At 61.8% G+C, this 20,565-nt stretch carries 22 protein-coding genes and 1 pseudogene; 3 read left to right on the forward strand and 20 right to left on the reverse strand.

Annotated features, from left to right (window positions below):
• Positions 1-36: 36 nt before the first annotated feature.
• The 12 genes from J3P86_RS18560 to ccmA form a co-directional block, all read right to left on the reverse strand.
• Positions 37-2,130, reverse strand: a complete 2,094-nt coding sequence (locus J3P86_RS18560) for an LTA synthase family protein (RefSeq protein ID WP_434629279.1) — start codon at positions 2,128-2,130, stop codon at positions 37-39.
• A 382-nt stretch (positions 2,131-2,512) separates the two neighbouring features.
• On the reverse strand, positions 2,513-3,388 hold the full coding sequence (gene speE / locus J3P86_RS18565; protein WP_305499658.1) for a polyamine aminopropyltransferase: 876 nt from the start codon (positions 3,386-3,388) through the stop codon (positions 2,513-2,515).
• Between the two features lie 132 nt (positions 3,389-3,520).
• A complete protein-coding gene (locus J3P86_RS18570; protein ID WP_305499657.1) occupies positions 3,521-3,928 on the reverse strand; it encodes a hypothetical protein in 408 nt (135 codons plus the stop codon).
• Between the two features lie 14 nt (positions 3,929-3,942).
• Complete coding sequence (gene ccmI, locus J3P86_RS18575) at positions 3,943-5,145, reverse strand: c-type cytochrome biogenesis protein CcmI (RefSeq protein ID WP_434629277.1); 1,203 nt, start codon at positions 5,143-5,145, stop codon at positions 3,943-3,945.
• Positions 5,138-5,611, reverse strand: coding sequence for a cytochrome c-type biogenesis protein (locus tag J3P86_RS18580; RefSeq protein WP_434572677.1), 474 nt, complete (start codon positions 5,609-5,611; stop codon positions 5,138-5,140). The genes ccmI and J3P86_RS18580 overlap by 8 nt, the downstream gene beginning before the upstream one ends.
• Positions 5,608-6,144 (reverse strand): DsbE family thiol:disulfide interchange protein, encoded by a 537-nt coding sequence (locus J3P86_RS18585; RefSeq protein ID WP_434629274.1) that lies wholly within the window; start codon positions 6,142-6,144, stop codon positions 5,608-5,610. Before J3P86_RS18585 ends, J3P86_RS18580 begins: the two co-directional genes overlap by 4 nt.
• Positions 6,141-8,129, reverse strand: a complete 1,989-nt coding sequence (locus tag J3P86_RS18590) for a heme lyase CcmF/NrfE family subunit (RefSeq protein ID WP_434698600.1) — start codon at positions 8,127-8,129, stop codon at positions 6,141-6,143. The genes J3P86_RS18585 and J3P86_RS18590 overlap by 4 nt, the downstream gene beginning before the upstream one ends.
• 3 nt (positions 8,130-8,132) lie before the next feature.
• Positions 8,133-8,594: a cytochrome c maturation protein CcmE gene (ccmE, locus tag J3P86_RS18595; RefSeq protein ID WP_434629271.1), complete on the reverse strand. Its 462-nt coding sequence runs from the start codon at positions 8,592-8,594 to the stop codon at positions 8,133-8,135.
• Positions 8,591-8,767, reverse strand: coding sequence for a heme exporter protein CcmD (gene ccmD / locus J3P86_RS18600; RefSeq protein ID WP_007939192.1), 177 nt, complete (start codon positions 8,765-8,767; stop codon positions 8,591-8,593). The genes ccmE and ccmD overlap by 4 nt, the downstream gene beginning before the upstream one ends.
• Positions 8,764-9,519 (reverse strand): heme ABC transporter permease, encoded by a 756-nt coding sequence (locus J3P86_RS18605; RefSeq protein ID WP_434656498.1) that lies wholly within the window; start codon positions 9,517-9,519, stop codon positions 8,764-8,766. Before J3P86_RS18605 ends, ccmD begins: the two co-directional genes overlap by 4 nt.
• 95 nt (positions 9,520-9,614) lie before the next feature.
• Positions 9,615-10,283 (reverse strand): heme exporter protein CcmB, encoded by a 669-nt coding sequence (gene ccmB / locus J3P86_RS18610; RefSeq protein WP_434629267.1) that lies wholly within the window; start codon positions 10,281-10,283, stop codon positions 9,615-9,617.
• Complete coding sequence (gene ccmA, locus J3P86_RS18615; protein ID WP_434629265.1) at positions 10,280-10,915, reverse strand: cytochrome c biogenesis heme-transporting ATPase CcmA; 636 nt, start codon at positions 10,913-10,915, stop codon at positions 10,280-10,282. Before ccmA ends, ccmB begins: the two co-directional genes overlap by 4 nt.
• 198 nt (positions 10,916-11,113) lie before the next feature.
• Here ccmA and J3P86_RS18620 point away from each other — a divergent pair, with 198 nt between their 5' ends.
• Entirely contained in the window at positions 11,114-12,685 is a 1,572-nt protein-coding gene (locus J3P86_RS18620; protein ID WP_434656495.1) for a flagellar hook-length control protein FliK, read from the forward strand.
• Positions 12,682-13,008: an EscU/YscU/HrcU family type III secretion system export apparatus switch protein gene (locus J3P86_RS18625; protein WP_434698601.1), complete on the forward strand. Its 327-nt coding sequence runs from the start codon at positions 12,682-12,684 to the stop codon at positions 13,006-13,008. The genes J3P86_RS18620 and J3P86_RS18625 overlap by 4 nt, the downstream gene beginning before the upstream one ends.
• A 43-nt stretch (positions 13,009-13,051) precedes the next feature.
• Here J3P86_RS18625 and J3P86_RS18630 read toward each other — a convergent pair whose 3' ends face one another.
• Positions 13,052-14,392 carry a hypothetical protein gene (locus J3P86_RS18630; protein WP_434698602.1) on the reverse strand — a complete coding sequence of 447 codons (1,341 nt, stop codon included), beginning with the start codon at positions 14,390-14,392 and terminating at the stop codon, positions 13,052-13,054.
• Between the two features lie 150 nt (positions 14,393-14,542).
• On the opposite strand from J3P86_RS18630, the pseudogene J3P86_RS18635 reads away from it, so the two are divergent.
• A pseudogene (locus J3P86_RS18635) lies at positions 14,543-14,698 on the forward strand (EscU/YscU/HrcU family type III secretion system export apparatus switch protein); the annotation flags it as partial.
• Between the two features lie 271 nt (positions 14,699-14,969).
• On the opposite strand, the gene J3P86_RS18640 reads toward J3P86_RS18635, so the two are convergent.
• The 7 genes from J3P86_RS18640 to J3P86_RS18670 all read right to left on the reverse strand — a co-directional run bounded on the left by J3P86_RS18640 (position 14,970) and on the right by J3P86_RS18670 (position 20,523).
• Positions 14,970-15,365: a DUF2802 domain-containing protein gene (locus tag J3P86_RS18640; protein ID WP_434601459.1), complete on the reverse strand. Its 396-nt coding sequence runs from the start codon at positions 15,363-15,365 to the stop codon at positions 14,970-14,972.
• A 1-nt stretch (position 15,366) separates the two neighbouring features.
• Positions 15,367-15,852: a chemotaxis protein CheW gene (locus J3P86_RS18645; protein WP_003199144.1), complete on the reverse strand. Its 486-nt coding sequence runs from the start codon at positions 15,850-15,852 to the stop codon at positions 15,367-15,369.
• A 72-nt stretch (positions 15,853-15,924) separates the two neighbouring features.
• Complete coding sequence (locus J3P86_RS18650) at positions 15,925-16,809, reverse strand: chemotaxis protein CheW (RefSeq protein ID WP_434572663.1); 885 nt, start codon at positions 16,807-16,809, stop codon at positions 15,925-15,927.
• A 96-nt stretch (positions 16,810-16,905) separates the two neighbouring features.
• Entirely contained in the window at positions 16,906-17,697 is a 792-nt protein-coding gene (locus J3P86_RS18655; RefSeq protein WP_434629259.1) for a ParA family protein, read from the reverse strand.
• 49 nt (positions 17,698-17,746) lie between these two features.
• Entirely contained in the window at positions 17,747-18,631 is an 885-nt protein-coding gene (gene motD, locus J3P86_RS18660) for a flagellar motor protein MotD (protein WP_434572659.1), read from the reverse strand.
• A 15-nt stretch (positions 18,632-18,646) separates the two neighbouring features.
• On the reverse strand, positions 18,647-19,387 hold the full coding sequence (locus J3P86_RS18665) for a flagellar motor protein (protein ID WP_434572657.1): 741 nt from the start codon (positions 19,385-19,387) through the stop codon (positions 18,647-18,649).
• Entirely contained in the window at positions 19,387-20,523 is a 1,137-nt protein-coding gene (locus J3P86_RS18670; protein ID WP_434698603.1) for a protein-glutamate methylesterase/protein-glutamine glutaminase, read from the reverse strand. The genes J3P86_RS18665 and J3P86_RS18670 overlap by 1 nt, the downstream gene beginning before the upstream one ends.
• Positions 20,524-20,565 lie beyond the last annotated feature (42 nt).

Raw genomic sequence — 20,565 nt, forward strand, 5'->3', positions numbered from 1 at the left:
GGCCTTTGAGGCCTCTTTTTTTATACGTCGCGATTATCAGTCCGGCTTGCCGTCAACAACACCGGCGGTGTTATCCAGCAGGCTCTTGGTCGCGGTTTGCAGGAACGCCTCGAGCTTGAGTTTCATCTGTGCGGTGTCAGGTGCGTCCGGAATGATCTCGGCATGCGGATTGGCCCCCAGCTGATAGCGGAACAGCTTCGCTGGCATGGCCTTTTCTTCCGGCAGTACCAGGATCGTGTCGTCGCGAATGATCGCGGTGGTCTGGTCGCTGCCCGACGGCTTGATCACGCCAAACCCGGTGTCGCCTGACGGCAGGTTCAACAGGTCACGGCCCCAGCACTGGTTACGCACCTGTCCGCCGAGCCGTCCCATGATGGTTGGGACGATATCGACCTGGGTGCCCACGGTGTGGCTGCGCTGGCCGAATTTTTCCTGGATGCCCGGGCCGATCAGCAACATCGGCACGTTGAAGCGGCCAAGGTCCATTTCGGTGATCTGACGCTCGTTGCCGAAGCCATGGTCGCCGACCACGACAAACAGGGTTTCCTTGAAGTAAGGCTCCTTGCGCGCTTTCTCGAAGAACTGCCCCAGCGCCCAATCGGAGTAACGCATGGCGGTCAAGTGTTCGTTCAGGCGACCACGGTCCGTGACCGGCTCGACCGGCAACGGCGTCGGCAGTGCGTAAGGCGTGTGGTTGGACAGGGTCTGCAACAACGCATAGAACGGCTTGCCGTTCTCGCGCGCCTTGAGCTCGATCAGGCCACGGTCGAACATGTCCTGGTCGGACACGCCCCAGGTCGGGTCGGAGAACACCGGGTTCACATAGTCATTGCGTCCGATGAACGTGGTCATGCCCTGGTTGCTGAAGAAACCCGACTGGTTGTCCCAGGCGAAATCGCCGTTGTAGACATACACATCGTCGTAGTCCCGGGCGCTGAGCAGTTGCGGCAGGCCCGAGAGCTTGTGACTGCCTTCCGGGGTCTGCATCAGGTATTCAAAACCGGGCAGGTTCGGGAAACACGCCATGGTGGCAAACATGCCCTGGTGGGTGTGGGTGCCGTTGGAGAAGAAGCGGTCGAACAGCAGGCCTTCCTTGGACAGCTTGTCCAGGTATGGCGTGATGTTACCCGGCGCGCCCAGGGCGCCGACCGAGTGACCGGCCATGCTTTCCATCAGGATCACCACCACGTTCTTGATCGGCAGTGTCTTGTCGGCCGGCGGCGTGTAGTCGCGTCTTACCGCGGCAGTCCCGGCGTCGACGAGCTTGTCGTCGGGCATCACCAGCATGTCGCGCACGGTCTGCTGCGCCAGCGACGATTCGAGGGTGGCCTTCCAGACATTGTCACGGTGTTCGGACATTCGGCTCTTGGCCGCCGCCACCAGCGACAGAGTACCGTTGAGGCCCAACTGGTTGGCGAAGTTCGAATCGGTGGTATAGACGTCGCCCCAACGCAGGGGCGGGCCTTGGCGCAAGGTGCCACGGGCGGCGGCGACGGCCACCACCAGGCAGACCAGGAACACCGCGACGCGGCCATACCACGGGGCGATCTGGCGGGTGCCGATGCTGCCGCCACTGAACGGCCCGCGTGGCCGGGTAGCGCGATCAGCACCTTTGAAGGCCAGGGCCAGGATCAGCGTGCCGCCGGCCCAGGCCAGCAGGTAGCGCACCACTGGGAAACCGTACCAGAGCATGCTCATGACGGTTTTCGGGTCTTCCTGCACATATTGGAAGACCAGGCCGTTGAGGCGCTGGTGGAACTCGCGGTAGAAGTCCATTTCCATCAAGCCGAGAAACAGCGCGATGCTGGACGTGACGGTCAGCCAGAAACGAAAGAACCCACGTGCCGCCATCGCCCGTGCGCTGAACAGGGCCAGCAGCAGCGGGATGCACAGGTAGACCACCAGGCGCACGTCGAAACGCAGGCCGTTGGCGAACGCTTCGACGAAGGTAGAGGCCGGTGTATCAAGGATCATCTCGCGGTTGTAGACCAGCAGCGCAACGCGCAGCAGGCTCAGCATGACCATTATCACCAACGCACAGAGCAACGTGTAGGCCAGGTGCGATTTGACGGTCGGTTGCAGCAGGCGATGCGTGGTGCGCTGCTGACTCAGGGCGTCCGGGATTGCCATGTCGTTTGAGGACCTATTGGAGTTGGAGTGACAAATAGAACAACGGCGCGCCCTCTGTTGGCCAGATATCAGGCCCGGGGCTTGCGCAAGTGCGCGAATGTCGCACGAACGGCCATGGCATTGCCATTAAATAACCGCTGGCGACAGAGCGCGGGGGATTGTCGACAAGACTTGGTGAAAATTTCGTTCAATGAATATCTGGAAACACAAAAGCACCCCAGCGCTCTTGTGGCGAGGGAGCTTGCTCCCGCTGGGCTGCGAAGCGGCCCCCAACACACGCTGAGGCAACTGGGTGTGTCAGGTAGATCCAGGAGGGCCGCTTCGCGCCCCAGCGGGAGCAAGCTCCCTCGCCACAGAAGGATCTCGCCTCAATTGCGAGGCCTCAGTCGTTGCTCGGCTTGTTGATCGCCTGCAGCACATATTGCGGCATGGCGAACGCGCCCAGGTGGATCTCGGGGTTGTAGTAGCGCGTCACGATACCGCTGCCAATGAAGCGCTCGCGCAGGGTTTCGCGAGAAAGCTTGCGGTGAGCGGTATCAGTCGAGCCCCAGGCGAAGGTCATGGCGCCGCCGATGTAGGTCGGCACAGCGGCCTGGTAAAAATGCCAGTCGGCGAACAGGCCGTGCAAGCGTCCGGCGGTGGTCTGCACTTCGCCCAGTTGCATGAACGGCGTGCCGTTCTGGGTCACCAGGATCCCGCCTTCGTTCAGGCAGCGATGGCAAGCCTGGTAGAAGTTTTCCGAGAACAGCACTTCGCCCGGGCCGATCGGGTCGGTGGAGTCGGAAATGATGACGTCGAATTTCTCCTGGGTGGTGGCGACGAAACGCATGCCATCGTCGATCACCAGGTTCAGCCGCGGGTCGTCGTAGGCACCCTTGGAGTGGTTGGGCAGGAACTCCTTGCACATGTCCACCACCGTACCATCGATCTCGACCATGGTGATGTGCTCGATGCCGACGTGCTTGGTCACTTCACGGAGCATGCCGCCGTCACCGCCACCGATGATCAGCACGCGCTTGACGGCGCCATGAGCGAGGATGGGTACGTGGGTGAGCATCTCGTGATAGATGAATTCATCGGCTTCGGTGGTCTGGATGACACCATCCAGGGCCATGACCCGGCCCATGCGCGGGTTTTCGAAAATCACCAGGTGCTGGTGCTCGGTGCGCACTTCGTGCAGCAGCTTGTCCATGCGAAAACGCTGGCCATAGCCTTCGTAGAGGGTTTCCAGGTAGTCGCCGGTCGGGGTGGTCGTCATGGTCAGGTGCTCCGATCAATACGCGTTGGCCAGTTAAGGCTCGCAAAGGCGCGCATTCTACGACGCTGGGGATGACAGGTCGAACCTTCTGGTGGCGAGGGAGCAAGCTCCCTCGCCACCAAGGCCCAGGCTTCAGTGAAACTTCTGTCCGAGCCCCGCCGGTACGCCTTCGATAGTGGTTTCTTCCCACGGGCCGTTCGGGCTGACGGAGCGGCTCCAGCCGTTGTTCCAACGATAATAGGTGCGCTGGCGATAGAACGTGTTGGGCTGCTTGTCCAGCACATAGACCCCGAGCTTGGCGTCCCAGTGGCTGTTGCCGCCCGGTGGTGGAGCGAAACTGGCGGAGGTGCGCGGCAGCGGCTTGGCCGGTTTGTTCGGGGTCACGGGTTTGCCGGGCGCGGTCGACGGGCCTGGTTTGGTGGTCGGCGTCGAAGGCGGAATCGGTGGCAATGGCGCCGAAGGCTCCGGTGGACGCTGGACCGCACAAGCGCTCAGGCCCAGGACGAGGGTGAGCAGGGTCATACGAGCGATGGCGGTCATGGTGCGAATTCCTGTCATTGGTCCGGACTGTCGATAATCAATTGTTGTAGCGCCGTGGTGCTGCTCGCCAGGGGCTGGCTGCGACCGATCCACTCGCCGGCGGTGGGTTGGCCGGCTCGGGAGATGCGCGCCACCAGTTGGACTTCAGGGAAGTTCGACAGTTTCAGCTGCGGCATCATCGCATCAGCGTCACCCAGCTCGACGCTGGCCGGCAGGTCGGCGACGGTCAGGCGCCTGGCCGCCAACGGCGCGGGCGGGCCGGACACGGCGCGCGCGAAAATGAACACGCTGTCGCCCGGCTGCACCTTGGCTTTGAGGGCCGGATCGAGCTCGACACGGACCTTGAGCAGCGCCGCAGGCTTGGCGACCGGCGCTTGGGCAACCTTGCCGCCATTGGCTTGCAGCTTCTCGGTGGCGCGAGTGATGCCCCCCTGCAACGCCTCCCGCGACTTGTCGCCTTCGGGCAACTGCGCCAGCAGGCGGCCCCAGTAATCGATCGCCTCCTGATAGCGCTCGCCTTCGAACGCGGCGATGCCCAACAGGCCGAGGCTGGTGACCTCCTTCGGATCGAGCTTCAGCGCCTCGTCGGTGAGGGCCTGGACCTTGTCCGACCATTTCTTGCCGTCGGCAAAATACTGCGCCTGGGCCCACTGTCCGAGCAGCTCGGGCTGGCGGCCGGCCAGTGCCACGGTGCGCTCGAAGATCTTTGCCGCATCCGCCGGCCGATCCTGCGCCATGTAGGTCCGCCCGAGGAAATACAAACCTTCGGCGGAATCCGGTTGTGCCGCCACCGCGCGCTCCAGGCGCAAAGTCATTTCTTCCATGGACTTGGGCGCCTGGGCGAATTCACGGGTCAGCTCGACCTTGTCGCTTGCGCCGAAATGCAGGTACAGCGCCAGGCCCAATACCGGCACCAATACCGCCGCGAGCAGCGGCAACGGCTTGCCCAGTCGCGATTCGCGCGGCGCCTCGGCGCCCTCGGTGTCGGCGAGCAATTCACGGGCGGCCTCGGCGCGACCGGTGTCCAGTTGCGCGGCGTTGAGCACGCCCTCCTCCCGCTCGGCCTGCAGTTCGGCGACGCGCTCCTGGTACAGCGCCACGTTCAGCGCAGTACGGTCTTCTTCCAATTGGGCGCGGCGGCCACGCAACACGGGGATCAACAGAAAACTCAGGGCAACCAGGAGAAGCAGACCTGCGGCGAGCCAGAAATCAATCATGCTTGGTTTTATCCAACAGTTGGTCGAGGCGCTGGCGCTCTTCGACAGAAAGCGTGTCCGGGGCGGCAGTGCGCTGGACCCGGCGGCGACGCACGATCACCGCGATGACGACGAAACCACCGAGCAGCAGCCCGGCGGGGCCGAACCAGAGCAGCGCGGTCTTGGAAGACAGCGCCGGGTTGTAGCGCACGAACTCACCGTAGCGATCAACCATGAAGTCGATGATCTGCTGGTTGTCCTTGCCCTCGCCGAGCATGCGGAAGATCTCCTTGCGCAGGTCGGCGGCAATCGGCGCGTTGGAGTCGGCGATGTCCTGGTTCTGACATTTGGGGCAGCGCAGTTCCTTGGTCAGTTCGCGAAACCGCTCGCGCTCGGCATCGTTGGCAAATTCGTAAGTGTCGATGGCGGCGTGGGCCACACCCGCCAGGCTCAAGCCGAGGACGGCAGCCGCTAACCAGCGCCTCATGGCTTGGCCTCGTCCACCAGTGCCTGATATTTGCCGGCCAGCTTCTCGCGCCAGACCTGCTCGTCGACCACCCCGATGAACTTGTCCCGGATGATGCCCTTGGCGTCGATAAAGAAGGTTTCCGGCGCACCGTAGACGCCCAGGTTCAGGCCGAGGGTGCCCTCCTCATCACGGATGTCCAGTTGATACGGGTTGTGGAACTCGGCAAGCCACTTCAAGGCATCGGCATTGACGTCCTTGTAGTTGACGCCGTAGATCACCACGCCGTTCTGGGCCAGTTTGTTCAGCACCGGATGTTCGACCCGGCAGGAAATGCACCAGGTGCCCCACACGTTGACCAGCGCCGGCTTGCCCAGCAGGTCGGCGCGAGTCAGCGTCTTGTCGCCTTGTACCGATGGCAGGGAGAACTCCGGAAACGGTTTGCCGATCATCGCCGAGGGCAATTCGGACGGGTTCAGGTAAAGCCCGCGGTACAAGAACACCGCCATCACCAGAAACAGCGCCAGCGGCAACACCATCAACCAACGTTTCATGCAGTGGCTCCCGTCACGCCCAGGGCTTCGCGCACCCGGGTTTTCACTTTGACCCGATAGCGTCGATCCAGCGCAGCCAATACGCCGCCCAGGCCGGTGAGCAGGCCACCGAACCAGATCCAGCGTACGAACGGCTTGACGTGGACGCGTACCGCCCAGGCGCCATCACCGAGGGGTTCGCCCAGCGCCACGTAGAGGTCGCGGGTGAACCCGGCGTCGATCCCGGCTTCGGTCATCACCGAGTTCTGTACGGTGTAGAGGCGTTTTTCCGGGTGCAACACGGTGATCTCCTGGCCGTCGCGAATGACCCGCACGGTGCCCTTGTCGGACGTGAAGTTCGGACCTTCGAAATGCCTGGCGCCCTCGAAAACGAACTGATAACCGCCCAGGTCCATGGACTCGCCCGGTGCCAGGCGCAGGTCGCGTTCGGCGCTGTTCTGGCTGGACAGCACCACACCGAGGGCGCAGACGGCGATCCCCAGGTGGGCGAGCTGCATGCCCCAGTAACTTCGGGTCAGGGTCGGCAGACCTTTGACAAGACCTTTATGGCGGGTCTTGTCGAAAATATCCCGCACGCCCGCCAGCAATACCCACGCCGCCAGCACGAATGTCGCCAGCACCGCCCAGTTGAAATCGCCATAAGCGATGCCCGCCACCACGGCCAGGGCGGCGGTGCCGAGCAGCACCGGCGTGAGCATGCCCAGCAGCCATTTGACCGGCGTGTCCTTCCAGCGCACCAGCATACCGATCGCCATCACCACCATCAGGATCGCCATCAACGGAATGAACAGTGCGTTGAAATATGGCGGGCCGACCGACAGCTTGGCGCCGGACAACGCATCGAGCACCAGCGGATACAACGTCCCGAGGAGGATCATCGACGCCGCCACCACCAGCACCAGGTTATTGCCCAGCAACAGGGTCTCCCGGGACCAGAGGTTGAAGCCGACCTGGCTTTTCACCACGGGTGCACGCAGGGCGAACAGCGTCAGCGAACCGCCGACCACGAACAGCAGGAACATTAGGATGAATACGCCACGCTCGGGGTCCGAGGCGAAGGCATGCACCGAGGTCAGCACGCCGGAGCGCACCAGGAAGGTCCCGAGCAGGCTCAGCGAGAACGCCGCGATCGCCAGCAGCACGGTCCAGCTCTTGAACACACCGCGTTTTTCGGTGACGGCCAGGGAGTGGATCAGCGCCGTGCCGACCAGCCATGGCATGAAGGAGGCGTTCTCCACCGGGTCCCAGAACCACCAGCCGCCCCAGCCGAGTTCGTAGTAGGCCCACCACGACCCGAGTGTGATGCCGATCCCGAGGAAGGCCCAGGCGACAATGGTCCATGGCCGCGACCAGCGCGCCCACGCGGCGTCGAGGCGACCACCGAGCAAAGCGGCGATGGCGAACGCGAAGGCCACGGAAAAGCCGACGTAGCCCATGTAGAGCATCGGCGGATGGACGATCAGACCGATGTCCTGAAGCAACGGGTTGAGGTCGCGGCCGTCCATCGGCACTTGCGGCAGGATGCGCTCGAACGGGTTTGACGTGAGGATGAGGAACAGCAGGAAACCGATGCTGATCATGCCCATCACCGCCAGCACCCGGGCCAGCATCACTTGCGGCAACTGTCGGGAGAACACTGACACCGCGAAGGTCCAGCCGGCAAGAATCAACGCCCAGAGCAGCAACGAACCTTCGTGGGCACCCCACACCGCGCTGAACTTGTAGTACCAGGGCAAGGCGCTGTTGGAGTTGCTGGCGACATAGGCCACGGAAAAATCGTCGGCCATGAACGCGTAGGTCAGGCAGCCGAACGCGAACAGCATGAATGCAAACTGCCCCCATGCCGCCGGCTGGGCGAGGCTCATCCACAAGCGGTCGCCACGCCAGGCACCGAGCAACGGCACAACCGCCTGGACCAGGGAAAAACACAGGGCCAGGATCATCGCCAGATGGCCCAGCTCAGGAATAAACAGACCGGCATTCATCGATCAACCCTCCTTCACGGGAGCGGGAGCGGGCGCCGACTGGCCGCTGTCTTTCAGGGCCTTGGTCACTTCCGGCGGCATGTATTTCTCATCGTGCTTGGCCAGTACCTCGTCGGCCACCACCACGCCGTCGGCGTTGAGTTTGCCCAGGGCAACGATGCCCTGCCCTTCGCGGAACAGGTCCGGGAGGATCCCGCGATAGCTGATGGTCACGGTCTTGTTGAAGTCGGTGACGTTGAACTTCACGTCCAGCGAATCACCGGAACGCGCCAGCGAGCCCTGCTCCACCATGCCGCCAGCGCGGATGCGCGTACCCTTGGGCGCTTCGCCATTGGCGATCTGGGTCGGGGTGTAGAACAGGTTGATGTTCTGTTGCAAGGCGCTGAGGGCGAGGCCGACCGCCGCACCGACGCCGACCAGAATCGCCAGGATGATGACAAGACGTTTTTTGCGCAGCGGATTCACTGACCGTTCTCCCGACGCAGACGACGCGCCTCTTGTTGCAGATACCGCTTGCGGGCCAGGATCGGCGCCGCCACGTTGAGGGCCAGCACCGCCAGGCAGATGCCATAGGCTGACCAGACATACAGGCCGTGATGGCCCATGGCGAGGAAGTCGCCGAATGACGCAAAACTCATCGAGCGGCCTCCAGGCTGTTCTGTACTTCGGCTTTCACCCAACTGGCGCGGGCTTCGCGCTTGAGTACTTCGAGGCGCATGCGCAGCAGCAACACCGCGCCGAAGAAGCAGTAGAAACCCAGCACGGTCAGCAGCAGCGGCAGCCACATCTCGACCGGCATCGCCGGTTTTTCGGTGAGGGTGAAGGTCGCGCCCTGATGCAGGGTGTTCCACCATTCCACCGAGTACTTGATGATCGGGATGTTGATCACGCCGACAATCGCCAGCACCGCGCAGGCCTTGGCCGCGCTGTCACGATTGCTGATGGCGTTGCCCAGCGCAATAAGACCGAAGTACAGGAACAGCAGGATCAGCATCGACGTCAGTCGTGCATCCCAGACCCACCATGAACCCCAGGTCGGCTTGCCCCAGATTGCCCCGGTGACCAGCGCCACGGCGGTCATCCAGGCACCGATGGGCGCTGCGCATTGCAGCGCGACGTCGGCCAGCTTCATCTTCCACACCAGCCCGACCACACCGCAGATTGCCAGCATCACGTAGACCGACTGGGCGAGCATCGCCGCCGGAACATGGATATAGATAATGCGAAAGCTGTTGCCCTGCTGGTAGTCCGGCGGCGCGAAAGCCAGGCCCCAGACCAGGCCGATGCCGATCAGCAACAGGGCGGCGATACTCAACCAGGGCAGCATCTTGCCGCTGATGCCGTAGAACCACTTGGGTGAGCCGAGCTTATGAAACCAGGTCCAGTTCATTGCAGTTTCCATCACGGTTGCGGCTCGTCTTCACGAGCCGCCAGGTCAGCCTTCGCTTCCAGTGGAAGTGGTCAATTCCTGACCAGGCCGCATTATTATTCGCCGACGCTGATCTTCAGGCCAGCGGCTATTGCAAAGGGTGTCAGGGTTATCGCCAGGGCGCTCAGGCTCCCAAGCCACAGCAGATAACCGGTTGCCGGCAGGCCTTGCAGCGCCGCTTGCAAGGCGCCACTGCCGAGGATCAGTACCGGGATGTACAGCGGCAGGATCAGCAGCGCCAGCAACAAGCCGCCACGCTTGAGCCCTACCGTCAGCGCCGCACCCACCGCGCCGAGCAGGCTCAGCACCGGCGTGCCGAGCAACAGTGACAGCAGCAGCACCGGCATGCACGCGGCGGGCAAGCCCAGCATCATCGCAAGCAGCGGCGAGAGCAGCACCAGCGCCAGGCCGGAAAAAACCCAGTGTGCCAGTACCTTGGCCAAAACCAGAAGGGCCAGGGGGTGCGACGAAAGGACCCACTGTTCCAGGGAACCGTCTTCGAAATCACTGCGGAAAAGCCCGTCCAGCGAGAGCAGGACCGACAAAAGCGCGGCCACCCAGACCAGCCCTGGCGACAAGGTTTGCAACAATTGAGTCTCCGGACCGACCGCCAGAGGGAACAGCGCGATGACGATCGCAAAAAACACCAGCGGATTGGCCAGTTCAGCCGGACGCCGACATAGCAGGCGTGCTTCACGGGCAAGCAACAGGCCAAAGACGCTCATACCGCCCAGTTCCCCAGGTCAATGCTGCGATAGCCGGCGGGCATCCGGGTCAACGTGTGATGGGTCGTCAACAACACCATGCCGCCGCTCTCGCAATGCCGGGCCAGGTGTTCTTCGAGCTGGGCGACGCCCTGCTTGTCCAGTGCGGTGAAGGGTTCGTCGAGAATCCACAGCGGCGGGCTGTCCAGGTACAACCGGGCCAGGGCCACGCGGCGCTGCTGGCCGGCCGACAGTGTGTGGCTGGGCACATCCTCGAAACCCTTCAGACCTACCGCCGCCAGGGCCTGCCAGATCGCCTCGCGACCGGCCGGCCGGTGCAAGGCGCACAGCCAGCTGAGGTTTTCTTCCGGCGTCAGCAGGTCCTTGATACCGGCGGCATGGCCGATCCAGAGCAGGTTGCGGGCCAGTTCGCTGCGCTGGCTGTCGAGGGGCTGGCCGTTGAGCAGCACCTGGCCTGCGGTGGGTTGCATCAACCCGGCCAGCAGGCGCAACAGGCTGGTCTTGCCGCTGCCGTTGGGGCCACTGACTTGCACCATATCGCCACGCGAGAGTCTCAATTCGAGATTTTCGAAAAGCAGCCGCAGGTCTCGCTCGCAGGCGAGGCCGATGGTTTGCAAGAGAGGACTGGTCAAGGGATCGCGGGCCTTATACGGTTCAAGTCGGCAGTGCAGCGGCCGTTAAAGTGATGCAGCATAGATGCATTGACGGCCCGTTCCACAGAGCTGCGTCAAACAAATGCAAGATTTTCGCCGCTCTCTGGAAGGCGGGCGGCATTATACATGTGAAGCCTCGCTCCAAAGAGCGCTGATTTCCCCAAGGTAAGACCGCAGATGACAGGCGACATGAACATCCCGCCGCTGCCCCAGCCCACGGCAACGACACGTATGCCGGCAGTGACTGGCGAGCTGCTGAAGTTGCTGGCGCCGGCCGAGGGGCTGATCGGCCCGGGCCAGACAGCCAAGGCCGAGGTGTTGTCACTCAAGCAGGCGGACCAGGCCTTCCAGCTGTTGCTCAAGCTGACCCTGGAAAGCGGCCGGCAGGCCACGGTGCAGGCCACCAGCGCCCAGCCGTTGCCGCAAGGCACCAGCCTGGCCGTGACCCAGCCGTCCGCCAGCAACCTGGCGATTGCCGTGCAACAGGCCGTCGCCTCCAGCGTCGCCACCTTGACGCGCATCGACACCGCGCAGCTGCCGGTGGGCACGTTGCTGCAAGGCAAGGTGCTGACCAGCCAGGTGCTGCCGCAGTTGCCAGGGCAAGCGGCGGTATATCGCTCGCTGGTGAGTTTGCTCAACACCGTCCAGGCCGGCAGTACCCTGGACATCGACAGCCCCCAGCCCCTGCGCATCGGCACGTTGTTGAGCGCTCAGGTGCAGGATGTGCAGACCTTGAAGTTCGTCCCCCTGAGCAACCGCCAGGAACAATTGGCGGTCAGCCAGCAGCTGGTTACGCAGGTGAGCCGCCAGGGTTCGCTGGACAGCTTGCTCACCGCCCTGCAAAACCTTCCCGCCAGCGAAGACGCCGGCTCCGAGCTGCGCGCGGCGGTAACGCGCCTGTTGGCCGGTCTGCCAGACGTCCAGCAACTGAGCACACCCAAGGGCCTGGCCCAGGCCATGGTCGCCAGCGGCATGTTCCTGGAGAGCAAACTCCTCGCCGGGCAGCCGCCGAGCCTCGCCCCGGACATGAAAGGCGACCTGCTGAAACTGATCGCCCAACTGACACCGGCCCTGCCCGCGTCCACCAATCTCAGCGCCATCATCGCCGCCAACACCCTGGCCCAGGCGCTGCCCAACTTCGTGCGCAGTGCCTTGGGGATGCTTGGCCAGGTCAGCGCCAAGCCGCAGCCCACGAGTTTTCCGCTGCCCTCGCGCCTGCTCAAAGGCCAGGACGAAGAAGGCGATCTGGAGCACCTGTTGCGTCTGGCCGCAGCCGCTGTCTCGCGCCTGCAAAGCCATCAGTTGTCGAGCCTGGAGCAGACCGGGCTGACCGACGATGGCCGGCTGATGAGCACCTGGCAGTTGGAGATCCCGATGCGCAACCTGCAGGACATCGTGCCATTGCAGGTCAAGTTCCAACGCGAAGAAACCCCTGCCCGGGAGCAGCCGGACGAGCGCCGCGAACCACGCGAAGCGAAACAGCAACTGTGGAAGGTCGAGCTGGCGTTCGACATGGAGCCGCTGGGCCCGTTGCAGATTCAGGCCCAGTTGCTCGGCGGCAGCCTGTCCAGCCAGCTGTGGGCGCAAAGGCCGTACACCGCAAGCCTGATCGAAAGCAACCTGACCGCCCTGCGCGAGCGCCTGGTGACATGCGGGCTGAACGTCGGCGACCTGGATTGCCACCTCGGCACCCCGCCCCAGGGGCCCAAGACCCGACTGGATCAACGCTGGGTGGACGAAACCGCATGACAACCCATACCGAACCCCGCCAGGCCATCGCACTCAAGTACGACGGCCACCACGCCCCCACCCTCACCGCCAAGGGCGACGAAGCCCTGGCCGAGGAAATCCTGCGCATCGCCCGCGAAAGCGAAGTGCCGATCTATGAAAACGCCGAATTGGTGAAATTGCTGGCGCGGCTGGAGTTGGGCGATAGCATCCCCGAGGAGCTGTACCGCACGATCGCCGAGATCATTGCCTTTGCCTGGAACCTGAAGGGCAAGTTTCCGCGGGGTTATGACCCGAATGCACCGAGTGTCGAGAAGGACGTGACCGACCGCGGAGAGGATTAAAAGCGCCAATCTCACGGGGAAGAATGACGCATTAAATACACAATTAAGCGGAGACAGCTCTAGCGATAATCCGAGAAGCTACTGAAGTTGCTACGTGCCCCCTATCGAGGTTCAACGCTAGGGCATGAGCGATGGTTTTCCCATCGTACGTGCTCAGTGCCTCGGTAAAGAGTGCCGCTATGGTCGGCTCAAATCCAGCAGTAAATCTGGAGATGAATGCCCCGTCGATCACCGTTTCACCCACACGCGCTATTTCCGCATCAATCAGCGCAGGATCGCGCATCACAAGCTGGTCGAAAAGAGAATGGTCATACACCGTAATGTTCTTTAAACCGGCTGGACATTCCGCGACTTTGATGTTTTTGCTCCCATCCCAGGCCAATAGCAAGTAGTCGCTGATGTTGCCATGTTTCTCCCCAACCAACTCGATTGTTCTTGCCCTATTCTCCAAAGACAAGCGAAAAGATTGGCTTAAGTAGTCAAAGCCAAGTAGCGCCTCATCTGTAGAGCGCTTAAGCATCCGACAACATAATGTCGTTAAATCCACGTGAATGTCGCGAACTGCAGCTTTTTGCCTTCCGTCCTGCAAGCCAACTGCTTGTAGTTTCTGTTCAAATATCAGTGGATTTAAGTAAAGCCCATCCCGTGTCAGGCTTTGCTCAAGCTTACGTTCCATAGAGCTCATAAATCGATCAAGCAAAACAGATCCTTGCAGGTGTACTTGAGACATCGTAAGTCCGGGCATTCGGTTCTGTAGGTAGTTTTTTACTTCATCCCCCCCTAGCGAAAAACCACCCTTCAAATAAAACGTTTTGCCCGCGCCAGGAGGTCCGCGCACGATAGACACCTCTTTTATCTCAGCCTCCTCTCTACCTAGAGCCAATGACTGGAATGAAACCGAGTATTCGCCCGCCAGCTTGCTCATCAGGTTCATCAGAACGTTCGTATGTATTTTTTCGACTTCTGGGAGCCATACAGCTGGCTCAGCTAAACGCGATGGCAGAGCAGTTGGAGTTGTCTGTTCTAAAACTTTTAATGTTTCTGGATCATGAGTAAGCGCTTGCCACGTTTGAATTGAGCGATCTGCGCTCAAACATGCGAGACGATTGGCGTAATTACTCTCTGACCGCGGTTGCCTTAACAACTCAGCCAACACTGCTTTGGCGGTACGTTTGTTGATCAATTGAGCAGGCTTCTCGTCCAACACGCCGGATGCTGCAGATCTCGAATTTAATCCCGATTGGGTTTTCAAGCCAGTCTTGACCAAATCAGAAGAAGAGTTCGACGTGGCGAGTAGTTTTTTTGTAATGATTGAGCTAGTAGCGCCTCCACCTTCAGACCTGGAACGTACATGCAACGCAACATTTTTATTAATGCCCGGCATTCAAGTAGTACTCAAAAAACTCTGTGGGCCGAAGTATATCGACACCTAAGATTTTGAGTTTCAAAAAACGCTCAAAACATTAGAAATGCACCTTCACCAAATGGCGCCACAATAAATGACGAAACGCTAGCCAAAGCTATTCGGGAGTGGATGGGTCTAGAGGACAGCATCCCGGAAGAGCTGTACCGCACGATTGCCGAGATCATTGCGTTTGCGTGGAACCTGAAGGGCAAGTTTGCGCAAGGTTATGACCCGAATGCACCAAGTGTCGAGAAGGACGTGACCGAGCGCGGCGACGATTACTGATCTCAATCTGCAAGGACTGCTCTGGCGGCGGGGGAGCTTGCTCCCGCTCGGCTGCGCGGCGGCCGCAAAAGCCTGGCGCCGCTGCGCGACCCAGTGGGAGCAAGCTCCCTCGCCACGGGGTCTGGGTTGAAATGACTATTTCTAAACGCCAGAAAAACCTGTGGGAGCGAGCTTGCTCGCGAAGGCGTCCGGTCAGTCAGCATCTCCATTGACTGTCACGCCGCTTTCGCGAGCAGGCTCGCTCCCACAGGGTTCAGGGGGAGAAATAGCTTCAGCCGCCCTTGTGCAACTTGCTCATCAATTCCGCTTCGGCCTGGGTCAGACCACACGCCTGGGTCAGTTCGTCGACGCTGGCGCCCATGCCGACCAGGCGGGCGGCCTGGGCGAAGGACAGGCTGGAGGGGTCGCGCTGTTCCAGCTGCGCCAGTTTGTCCGGCAATGGCCCGACCACGGCACGCAGCTCATGGAGCGCTTCGCCCATGCGCACGGTGCCGTTCTGATAGTCGTCGACGCGCTTGGCCAGGTCGCGGATGCGCTGATCGCGCAGCGCATCGCCCTGGGCCTGCTGAGCGGCGATCTGCCGCTGGCCGCGTATATAGGACACGAACATTGCCAGCGTGCCTGCCCAGAAAAGGAACAGGACAATGACTGCTACCTCAAGAATCAAATCAGATACTCTCCAGTTCCGACCACTCTTCTTCGCTCATCATCTTGTCCAGTTCAACCAGGATCAGCAACTCGTTGTTCTTGTTGCACACGCCCTGAATGAACTTGGCGGACTCTTCGTTACCGACGTTCGGCGCGGTTTCGATTTCCGACTGACGCAGGTAAACCACTTCGGCGACGCTGTCGACCATGATGCCAACCACTTGTTTGTCGGCTTCGATGATGACGATCCGGGTGTTGTCGCTGATCTCGGCGTTCATCAGGCCGAAGCGTTGACGGGTATCGATCACGGTGACCACGTTGCCACGCAGGTTGATGATCCCCAGCACATAGCTTGGCGCACCTGGAACCGGGGCGATCTCGGTGTAGCGCAGCACTTCCTGAACGCGCATCACGTTGATGCCGTAGGTTTCGTTATCGAGCTTGAAGGTCACCCACTGCAGAATCGGATCTTCAGAACCCTTTTGAGACGACGCCTTATCATTCATACCCTGACCCCTCGAAAAACCGCCTGTGGCGGTGTGTGTTCTGTCCGGCGGCGCCCTGCGCCCCCGGTTGTCTTATTTCGGTTTCTGGACCGGCTTGCTGCCGCCCAGGTGTTTTGCCCCGCCGCTGGCGATCAGCTCCGCCAGTTCGGAAACGTCCAGCAAGGCGCACATGTGTTCGATCACCGTACCGGCCAGCCATGGCCGTTGTCCTCGATGGCTTCGCCATTTGATCTCGTTCGGGTCCAGGCGCAGCGAACGGCTGACCTGATGCACCGCCAATCCCCACTCGTAGCCTTGCACTGAAATCACGTATTGCAGGCCCTGGCGAAAATCATCGCGATAACGGTCCGGCATGACCCAGCGCGCGGTGTCCAGCACCTTCAGGTTGCCGGCCTGGCTCGGCAGGATCCCGAGGAACCATTCCGGCTGGCCGAACAACGGCGTCAATTCCTGCCCCGCCAGGGAATAAATCGATCCCAGGCACACCAGCGGCACCGCCAGGGTCAACCCGGCCACATCGAACAACAGACACTCGAACGGCTCGGCGGCCCAGGCCGGACGGTCGTCGCCCTGCACCGGCGGCGGTGTGTTGCTCGGCGGCGGCAAGTGGATTTCCACTACCGGCGTCACCAGGCCCTGCAACAACGGTGCAACGGTCGAGACCGGCGCCAGGATCGGCGCGGGCGCTTCCATCACGGCCACCTTCGGCTTGACGAGCGGCGCCTCGACCGCTGCGGCAGTCATGGAAATCCGTGCATCACGAGCCTGCTCTTCGAGCACGGCCGCCTGGAACTCGTCCAGTACAGCTTCAGCTTCGGCTTCGACGACGGGCTCGGGCAACGCCTCGGCCGCGCTCGGCGGCGCTGGCAATTCTTCGGTCGCTTCCTGCAAGAGCCCGTCCAGGTAGGACTGCAAGGCCAGTTGCGGACGCGAGGTTGTCTTGATCGGGCGGTTCATGAGAACTGTGCGCCACTTGAAAAGGTTATCGGCATGGATACGTCAGGACTTGAGCGCCCGCAAGCAAGCACAACGGCTGTGGAAAACTTCGTCACTTCAAGCCACCTGCTGCGGAACGAGCTGCTGGGCCAGCAAATGTTTGAGAAGCGCGCGATAGGCCAGGATGCCACGGCTTTTGCCATCGAATTGCGAAGGGGTCACGCCGGCGCGGCTGGCGTCTCGCAGACGCGTATCGACCGGGATATAACCTTGCCAGATGTCCTCGGGGTACATATCGCGCAACACGCGCAGGGTACCGAGGGACGCCTGGGTGCGACGGTCGAACAGGGTCGGCACGATGTTGAACGCCAGGGATTGCTTGCGCGAGCGGTTGACCATCGCCAGGGTGTTGACCATGCGCTCCAGGCCTTTGACAGCCAGGTGTTCGGTCTGCACCGGAATCACCAGTTGCTGGCTCGCGGCCAGGGCATTGACCATCAGTAGCCCGAGCAATGGTGGGCTGTCGATGATTGCGTAATCGAAATCCTGCCACAGCTGCGCCAGACTCTTGGCGATCACCAGGCCCAGGCCGCCCTGCCCGGGCGACTGGCGCTCCAGGGTGGCCAGGGCCGTACTCGATGGCAACAGGGAAATCCGCTCGTCACTGGTAGACAGCAACAACTGGCCCGGCAGGCCCTCGGGCACGCTGCCCTTGTGCAGGAACAAGTCGTAGTTGCTGTGCTCCAGGCTATCGGGATCGTAGCCGAAATAGCTGGTCATCGAGCCGTGGGGGTCCAGATCGACGATGACCACGCGCTTGCCCGCCTCGGCCAGCAAACCGGCTAAAGCGATGGAGGATGTGGTTTTGCCCACACCACCTTTTTGATTGGCGACTGCCCAGACTCTCATTCGGATCGTTCCTCCCGGTCGAAACGGGTTCGACCGAGAAATAGCTCGGTTATAAAGCCGGTGACGGAGAATTGACGGCGTTCTGTCTTTCCGGCGACTTGACCGGGGTCGGTGCAGTTTGTGTGCCAGCCCGCTTCAATGCCGCATCGGGTTTTGCATTGGCGGTGCCGGTACCGGTCAGGCTGCGCCGGACATCAAGGTTACGCGACACCACGAGCACTACCCGCCGGTTGCGCGCGCGCCCTTCGGCGGTGGCGTTGTTGGCCACCGGTTGGAACTCGCCATACCCCACCGAGGCCAGGCGTCCGGGATTGACGCCCTGCATGGCAAGCATGCGCACGATGCTCGCCGAACGGGCCGACGACAGCTCCCAGTTGGTCGGGTACTGCGCGGTGCGGATCGGCTGGTCATCGGTGAAACCTTCGACGTGGATCGGGTTGTCGAACGGTTTCAGGATCGCCGCGACCTTATCGATGATATTGAACGCCATGTCGCTAGGCATCGCGTCGCCGCTACCGAACAGCAGGCTGGAGTTGAGCTCGATCTCGACCCACAACTCATTGCCGCGCACGGTCATCTGGTTGGAGCTGATAAGGTCGCCGAACGCCGCGCTGATGTCGTCGGCAATGCTTTTCAACGGATCGCTGCCACCGGCAATGCCAGCATCGACCTGCTCGCTGTCCTTGACCAACGGCTTGGCCGGGGTCGTCGTCTTCGGGCGTTCGTCGCCGATGGGAATCGGCTTGAGAGCACGGTCCGAATCAGTGAAAACGCCAATCAACGCTTCGGAAATGACCTTGTACTTGCCCTCGTTGACCGAGGAGATCGAATACATGACCACAAAAAAGGCAAACAGCAACGTGATGAAGTCGGCGTAGGAAACCAGCCAGCGTTCATGGTTGACGTGTTCTTCACGATGTCTGCGACGTGCCATCTTCCATATCCTCCATCAGTCCATGAAGCCCTGGAGCTTCAATTCGATGGAGCGCGGGTTTTCACCTTCGGCGATAGACAGGATGCCTTCCAGGAGCATTTCCCGATAGCGCGACTGGCGCATGGCAATGGACTTGAGCTTGGCCGCGATCGGCAGCAGCACCAGGTTGGCGCTCGCCACACCATAGATGGTCGCGACGAAGGCCACGGCGATGCCGCTGCCCAGTTGCGACGGATCGGCCAGGTTGCCCATCACATGGATCAGGCCCATCACCGCACCGATGATGCCGATGGTCGGCGCATAGCCACCCATGCTTTCGAAGACTTTCGCCGCTTCGATGTCGCGACTTTCCTGGGTGTAGAAATCCACCTCCAGGATGCTGCGGATCGCTTCCGGCTCGGCGCCGTCGACCAGCAATTGCAGGCCCTTGCGCGAGTAGCTGTCGGGTTCGGCGTCGGCCACCCCTTCCAGACCCAGCAGACCTTCCTTGCGGGCGGTCAGGCTCCAGTTCACCACGCGGTCGATGCCGCCGGCCAGGTCGACCCGCGGCGGGAACAGAATCCACACCAATACCTGCATGGCGCGCTTGAAGGCGCTCATCGGCGACTGCAACAGCGCAGCGCCTACGGTGCCACCGATCACGATCAACGCGGCCGGGCCGTTGGCCAACGCGCCGAGGTGACCGCCTTCCAGGTAATTGCCACCAATGATGGCGACGAACGCCATGATGATGCCGATCAGGCTGAGCACGTCCATTACAGGCACGCCTCGACCAGATGTTTACCCATGTCGTCCAGGCTGTAGACCGCGTCGGCCAGGTCGGCCTTGACGATTGCCATGGGCATGCCATAGATCACGCAACTGGCCTCGTCCTGGGCCCAGATCGCGCTGCCGCCCTGCTTGAGCAGGCGCGCGCCCTCGCGACCGTCGGCGCCCATGCCGGTGAGGACCACCGCCAGAACTTTGTCGCCGTAGGATTTCGCCGCGGAACCGAAGGTAATGTCCACGCAAGGCTTGTAGTTCAGACGCTCGTCACCTGGCAGGATTTTCACCGCGCCACGGCCGTCGATCATCATCTGCTTGCCACCCGGCGCCAACAGCGCCAGGCCCGGCCGCAGGATGTCGCCGTCCTCGGCTTCCTTGACGCTGATACGACAGAGTTTGTCCAGACGCTCGGCAAATGCCTTGGTAAATGCCGCGGGCATGTGCTGGATCAGCACGATGGGCGCCGGGAAATTCGCCGGCAGTTGGGTCAGGACCCGCTGCAGCGCCACCGGACCGCCGGTGGACGTACCGATGGCAACCAGTTTGTAGGCCTTGCGCTTGGGTGCCGGCGACGCTGCGCTGGCCGGTGCCGAGCGCGCCGGCGCTGGTGCCGGAGCGCTGCGAACCGGTGCCGGATTGAAGCTGCTTGACGAGGATGAAGACGCGGGCGCGGACGTCGGCGCAACAACCGGCGCGGGCGCCGGTGTGCTGTAGGCACTGACCCGGCGGTTGCTGCGGGAAATGCTGTGGACTTTCTCGCACAGCAACTGACGGACCTTGTCCGGGTTGCGCGAGATGTCTTCGAAATTCTTCGGCAGGAAGTCGACCGCCCCGGCGTCCAGCGCATCGAGGGTGACACGGGCGCCTTCATGGGTCAGGGACGAGAACATCAACACCGGGGTCGGGCAGCGCTGCATGATATGCCGCACCGCCGTGATGCCGTCCATCATCGGCATCTCATAGTCCATGGTGATCACGTCCGGCTTGAGCGCCAGCGCCTGATCGATCGCCTCTTTGCCGTTGGTCGCCGTACCGACGACCTGGATGCTGGTGTCCGCCGAAAGAATTTCCGAGACGCGGCGGCGGAAGAACCCCGAATCGTCCACCACCAGGACTTTAACTACCATAAACACTCCGTTAGACGAGGCGCGGCGCCAGGCCGCACCCCT

Source organism: Pseudomonas sp. D1-1 (assembly GCF_051132225.1).
In the GTDB taxonomy this organism is placed as follows: domain Bacteria; phylum Pseudomonadota; class Gammaproteobacteria; order Pseudomonadales; family Pseudomonadaceae; genus Aquipseudomonas.

What these genes read in the sequence shown, in the direction of transcription:
- J3P86_RS18560 (WP_434629279.1), bottom strand. Translation starts at nt 2,130, where the DNA reads ATGGCAATCCCGGACGCCCTGAGTCAGCAGCGCACCACGCATCGCCTG.
- speE (WP_305499658.1), bottom strand. Translation starts at nt 3,388, where the DNA reads ATGACGACCACCCCGACCGGCGACTACCTGGAAACCCTCTACGAAGGC.
- J3P86_RS18570 (WP_305499657.1), bottom strand. Translation starts at nt 3,928, where the DNA reads ATGACCGCCATCGCTCGTATGACCCTGCTCACCCTCGTCCTGGGCCTG.
- ccmI (WP_434629277.1), bottom strand. Translation starts at nt 5,145, where the DNA reads ATGATTGATTTCTGGCTCGCCGCAGGTCTGCTTCTCCTGGTTGCCCTG.
- J3P86_RS18580 (WP_434572677.1), bottom strand. Translation starts at nt 5,611, where the DNA reads ATGAGGCGCTGGTTAGCGGCTGCCGTCCTCGGCTTGAGCCTGGCGGGT.
- J3P86_RS18585 (WP_434629274.1), bottom strand. Translation starts at nt 6,144, where the DNA reads ATGAAACGTTGGTTGATGGTGTTGCCGCTGGCGCTGTTTCTGGTGATG.
- J3P86_RS18590 (WP_434698600.1), bottom strand. Translation starts at nt 8,129, where the DNA reads ATGAATGCCGGTCTGTTTATTCCTGAGCTGGGCCATCTGGCGATGATC.
- ccmD (WP_007939192.1), bottom strand. Translation starts at nt 8,767, where the DNA reads ATGAGTTTTGCGTCATTCGGCGACTTCCTCGCCATGGGCCATCACGGC.
- J3P86_RS18605 (WP_434656498.1), bottom strand. Translation starts at nt 9,519, where the DNA reads ATGAACTGGACCTGGTTTCATAAGCTCGGCTCACCCAAGTGGTTCTAC.
- ccmB (WP_434629267.1), bottom strand. Translation starts at nt 10,283, where the DNA reads ATGAGCGTCTTTGGCCTGTTGCTTGCCCGTGAAGCACGCCTGCTATGT.
- J3P86_RS18620 (WP_434656495.1), top strand. Translation starts at nt 11,114, where the DNA reads ATGACAGGCGACATGAACATCCCGCCGCTGCCCCAGCCCACGGCAACG.
- J3P86_RS18625 (WP_434698601.1), top strand. Translation starts at nt 12,682, where the DNA reads ATGACAACCCATACCGAACCCCGCCAGGCCATCGCACTCAAGTACGAC.
- J3P86_RS18630 (WP_434698602.1), bottom strand. Translation starts at nt 14,392, where the DNA reads ATGCCGGGCATTAATAAAAATGTTGCGTTGCATGTACGTTCCAGGTCT.
- J3P86_RS18645 (WP_003199144.1), bottom strand. Translation starts at nt 15,852, where the DNA reads ATGAATGATAAGGCGTCGTCTCAAAAGGGTTCTGAAGATCCGATTCTG.
- J3P86_RS18650 (WP_434572663.1), bottom strand. Translation starts at nt 16,809, where the DNA reads ATGAACCGCCCGATCAAGACAACCTCGCGTCCGCAACTGGCCTTGCAG.
- J3P86_RS18655 (WP_434629259.1), bottom strand. Translation starts at nt 17,697, where the DNA reads ATGAGAGTCTGGGCAGTCGCCAATCAAAAAGGTGGTGTGGGCAAAACC.
- motD (WP_434572659.1), bottom strand. Translation starts at nt 18,631, where the DNA reads ATGGCACGTCGCAGACATCGTGAAGAACACGTCAACCATGAACGCTGG.
- J3P86_RS18665 (WP_434572657.1), bottom strand. Translation starts at nt 19,387, where the DNA reads ATGGACGTGCTCAGCCTGATCGGCATCATCATGGCGTTCGTCGCCATC.
- J3P86_RS18670 (WP_434698603.1), bottom strand. Translation starts at nt 20,523, where the DNA reads ATGGTAGTTAAAGTCCTGGTGGTGGACGATTCGGGGTTCTTCCGCCGC.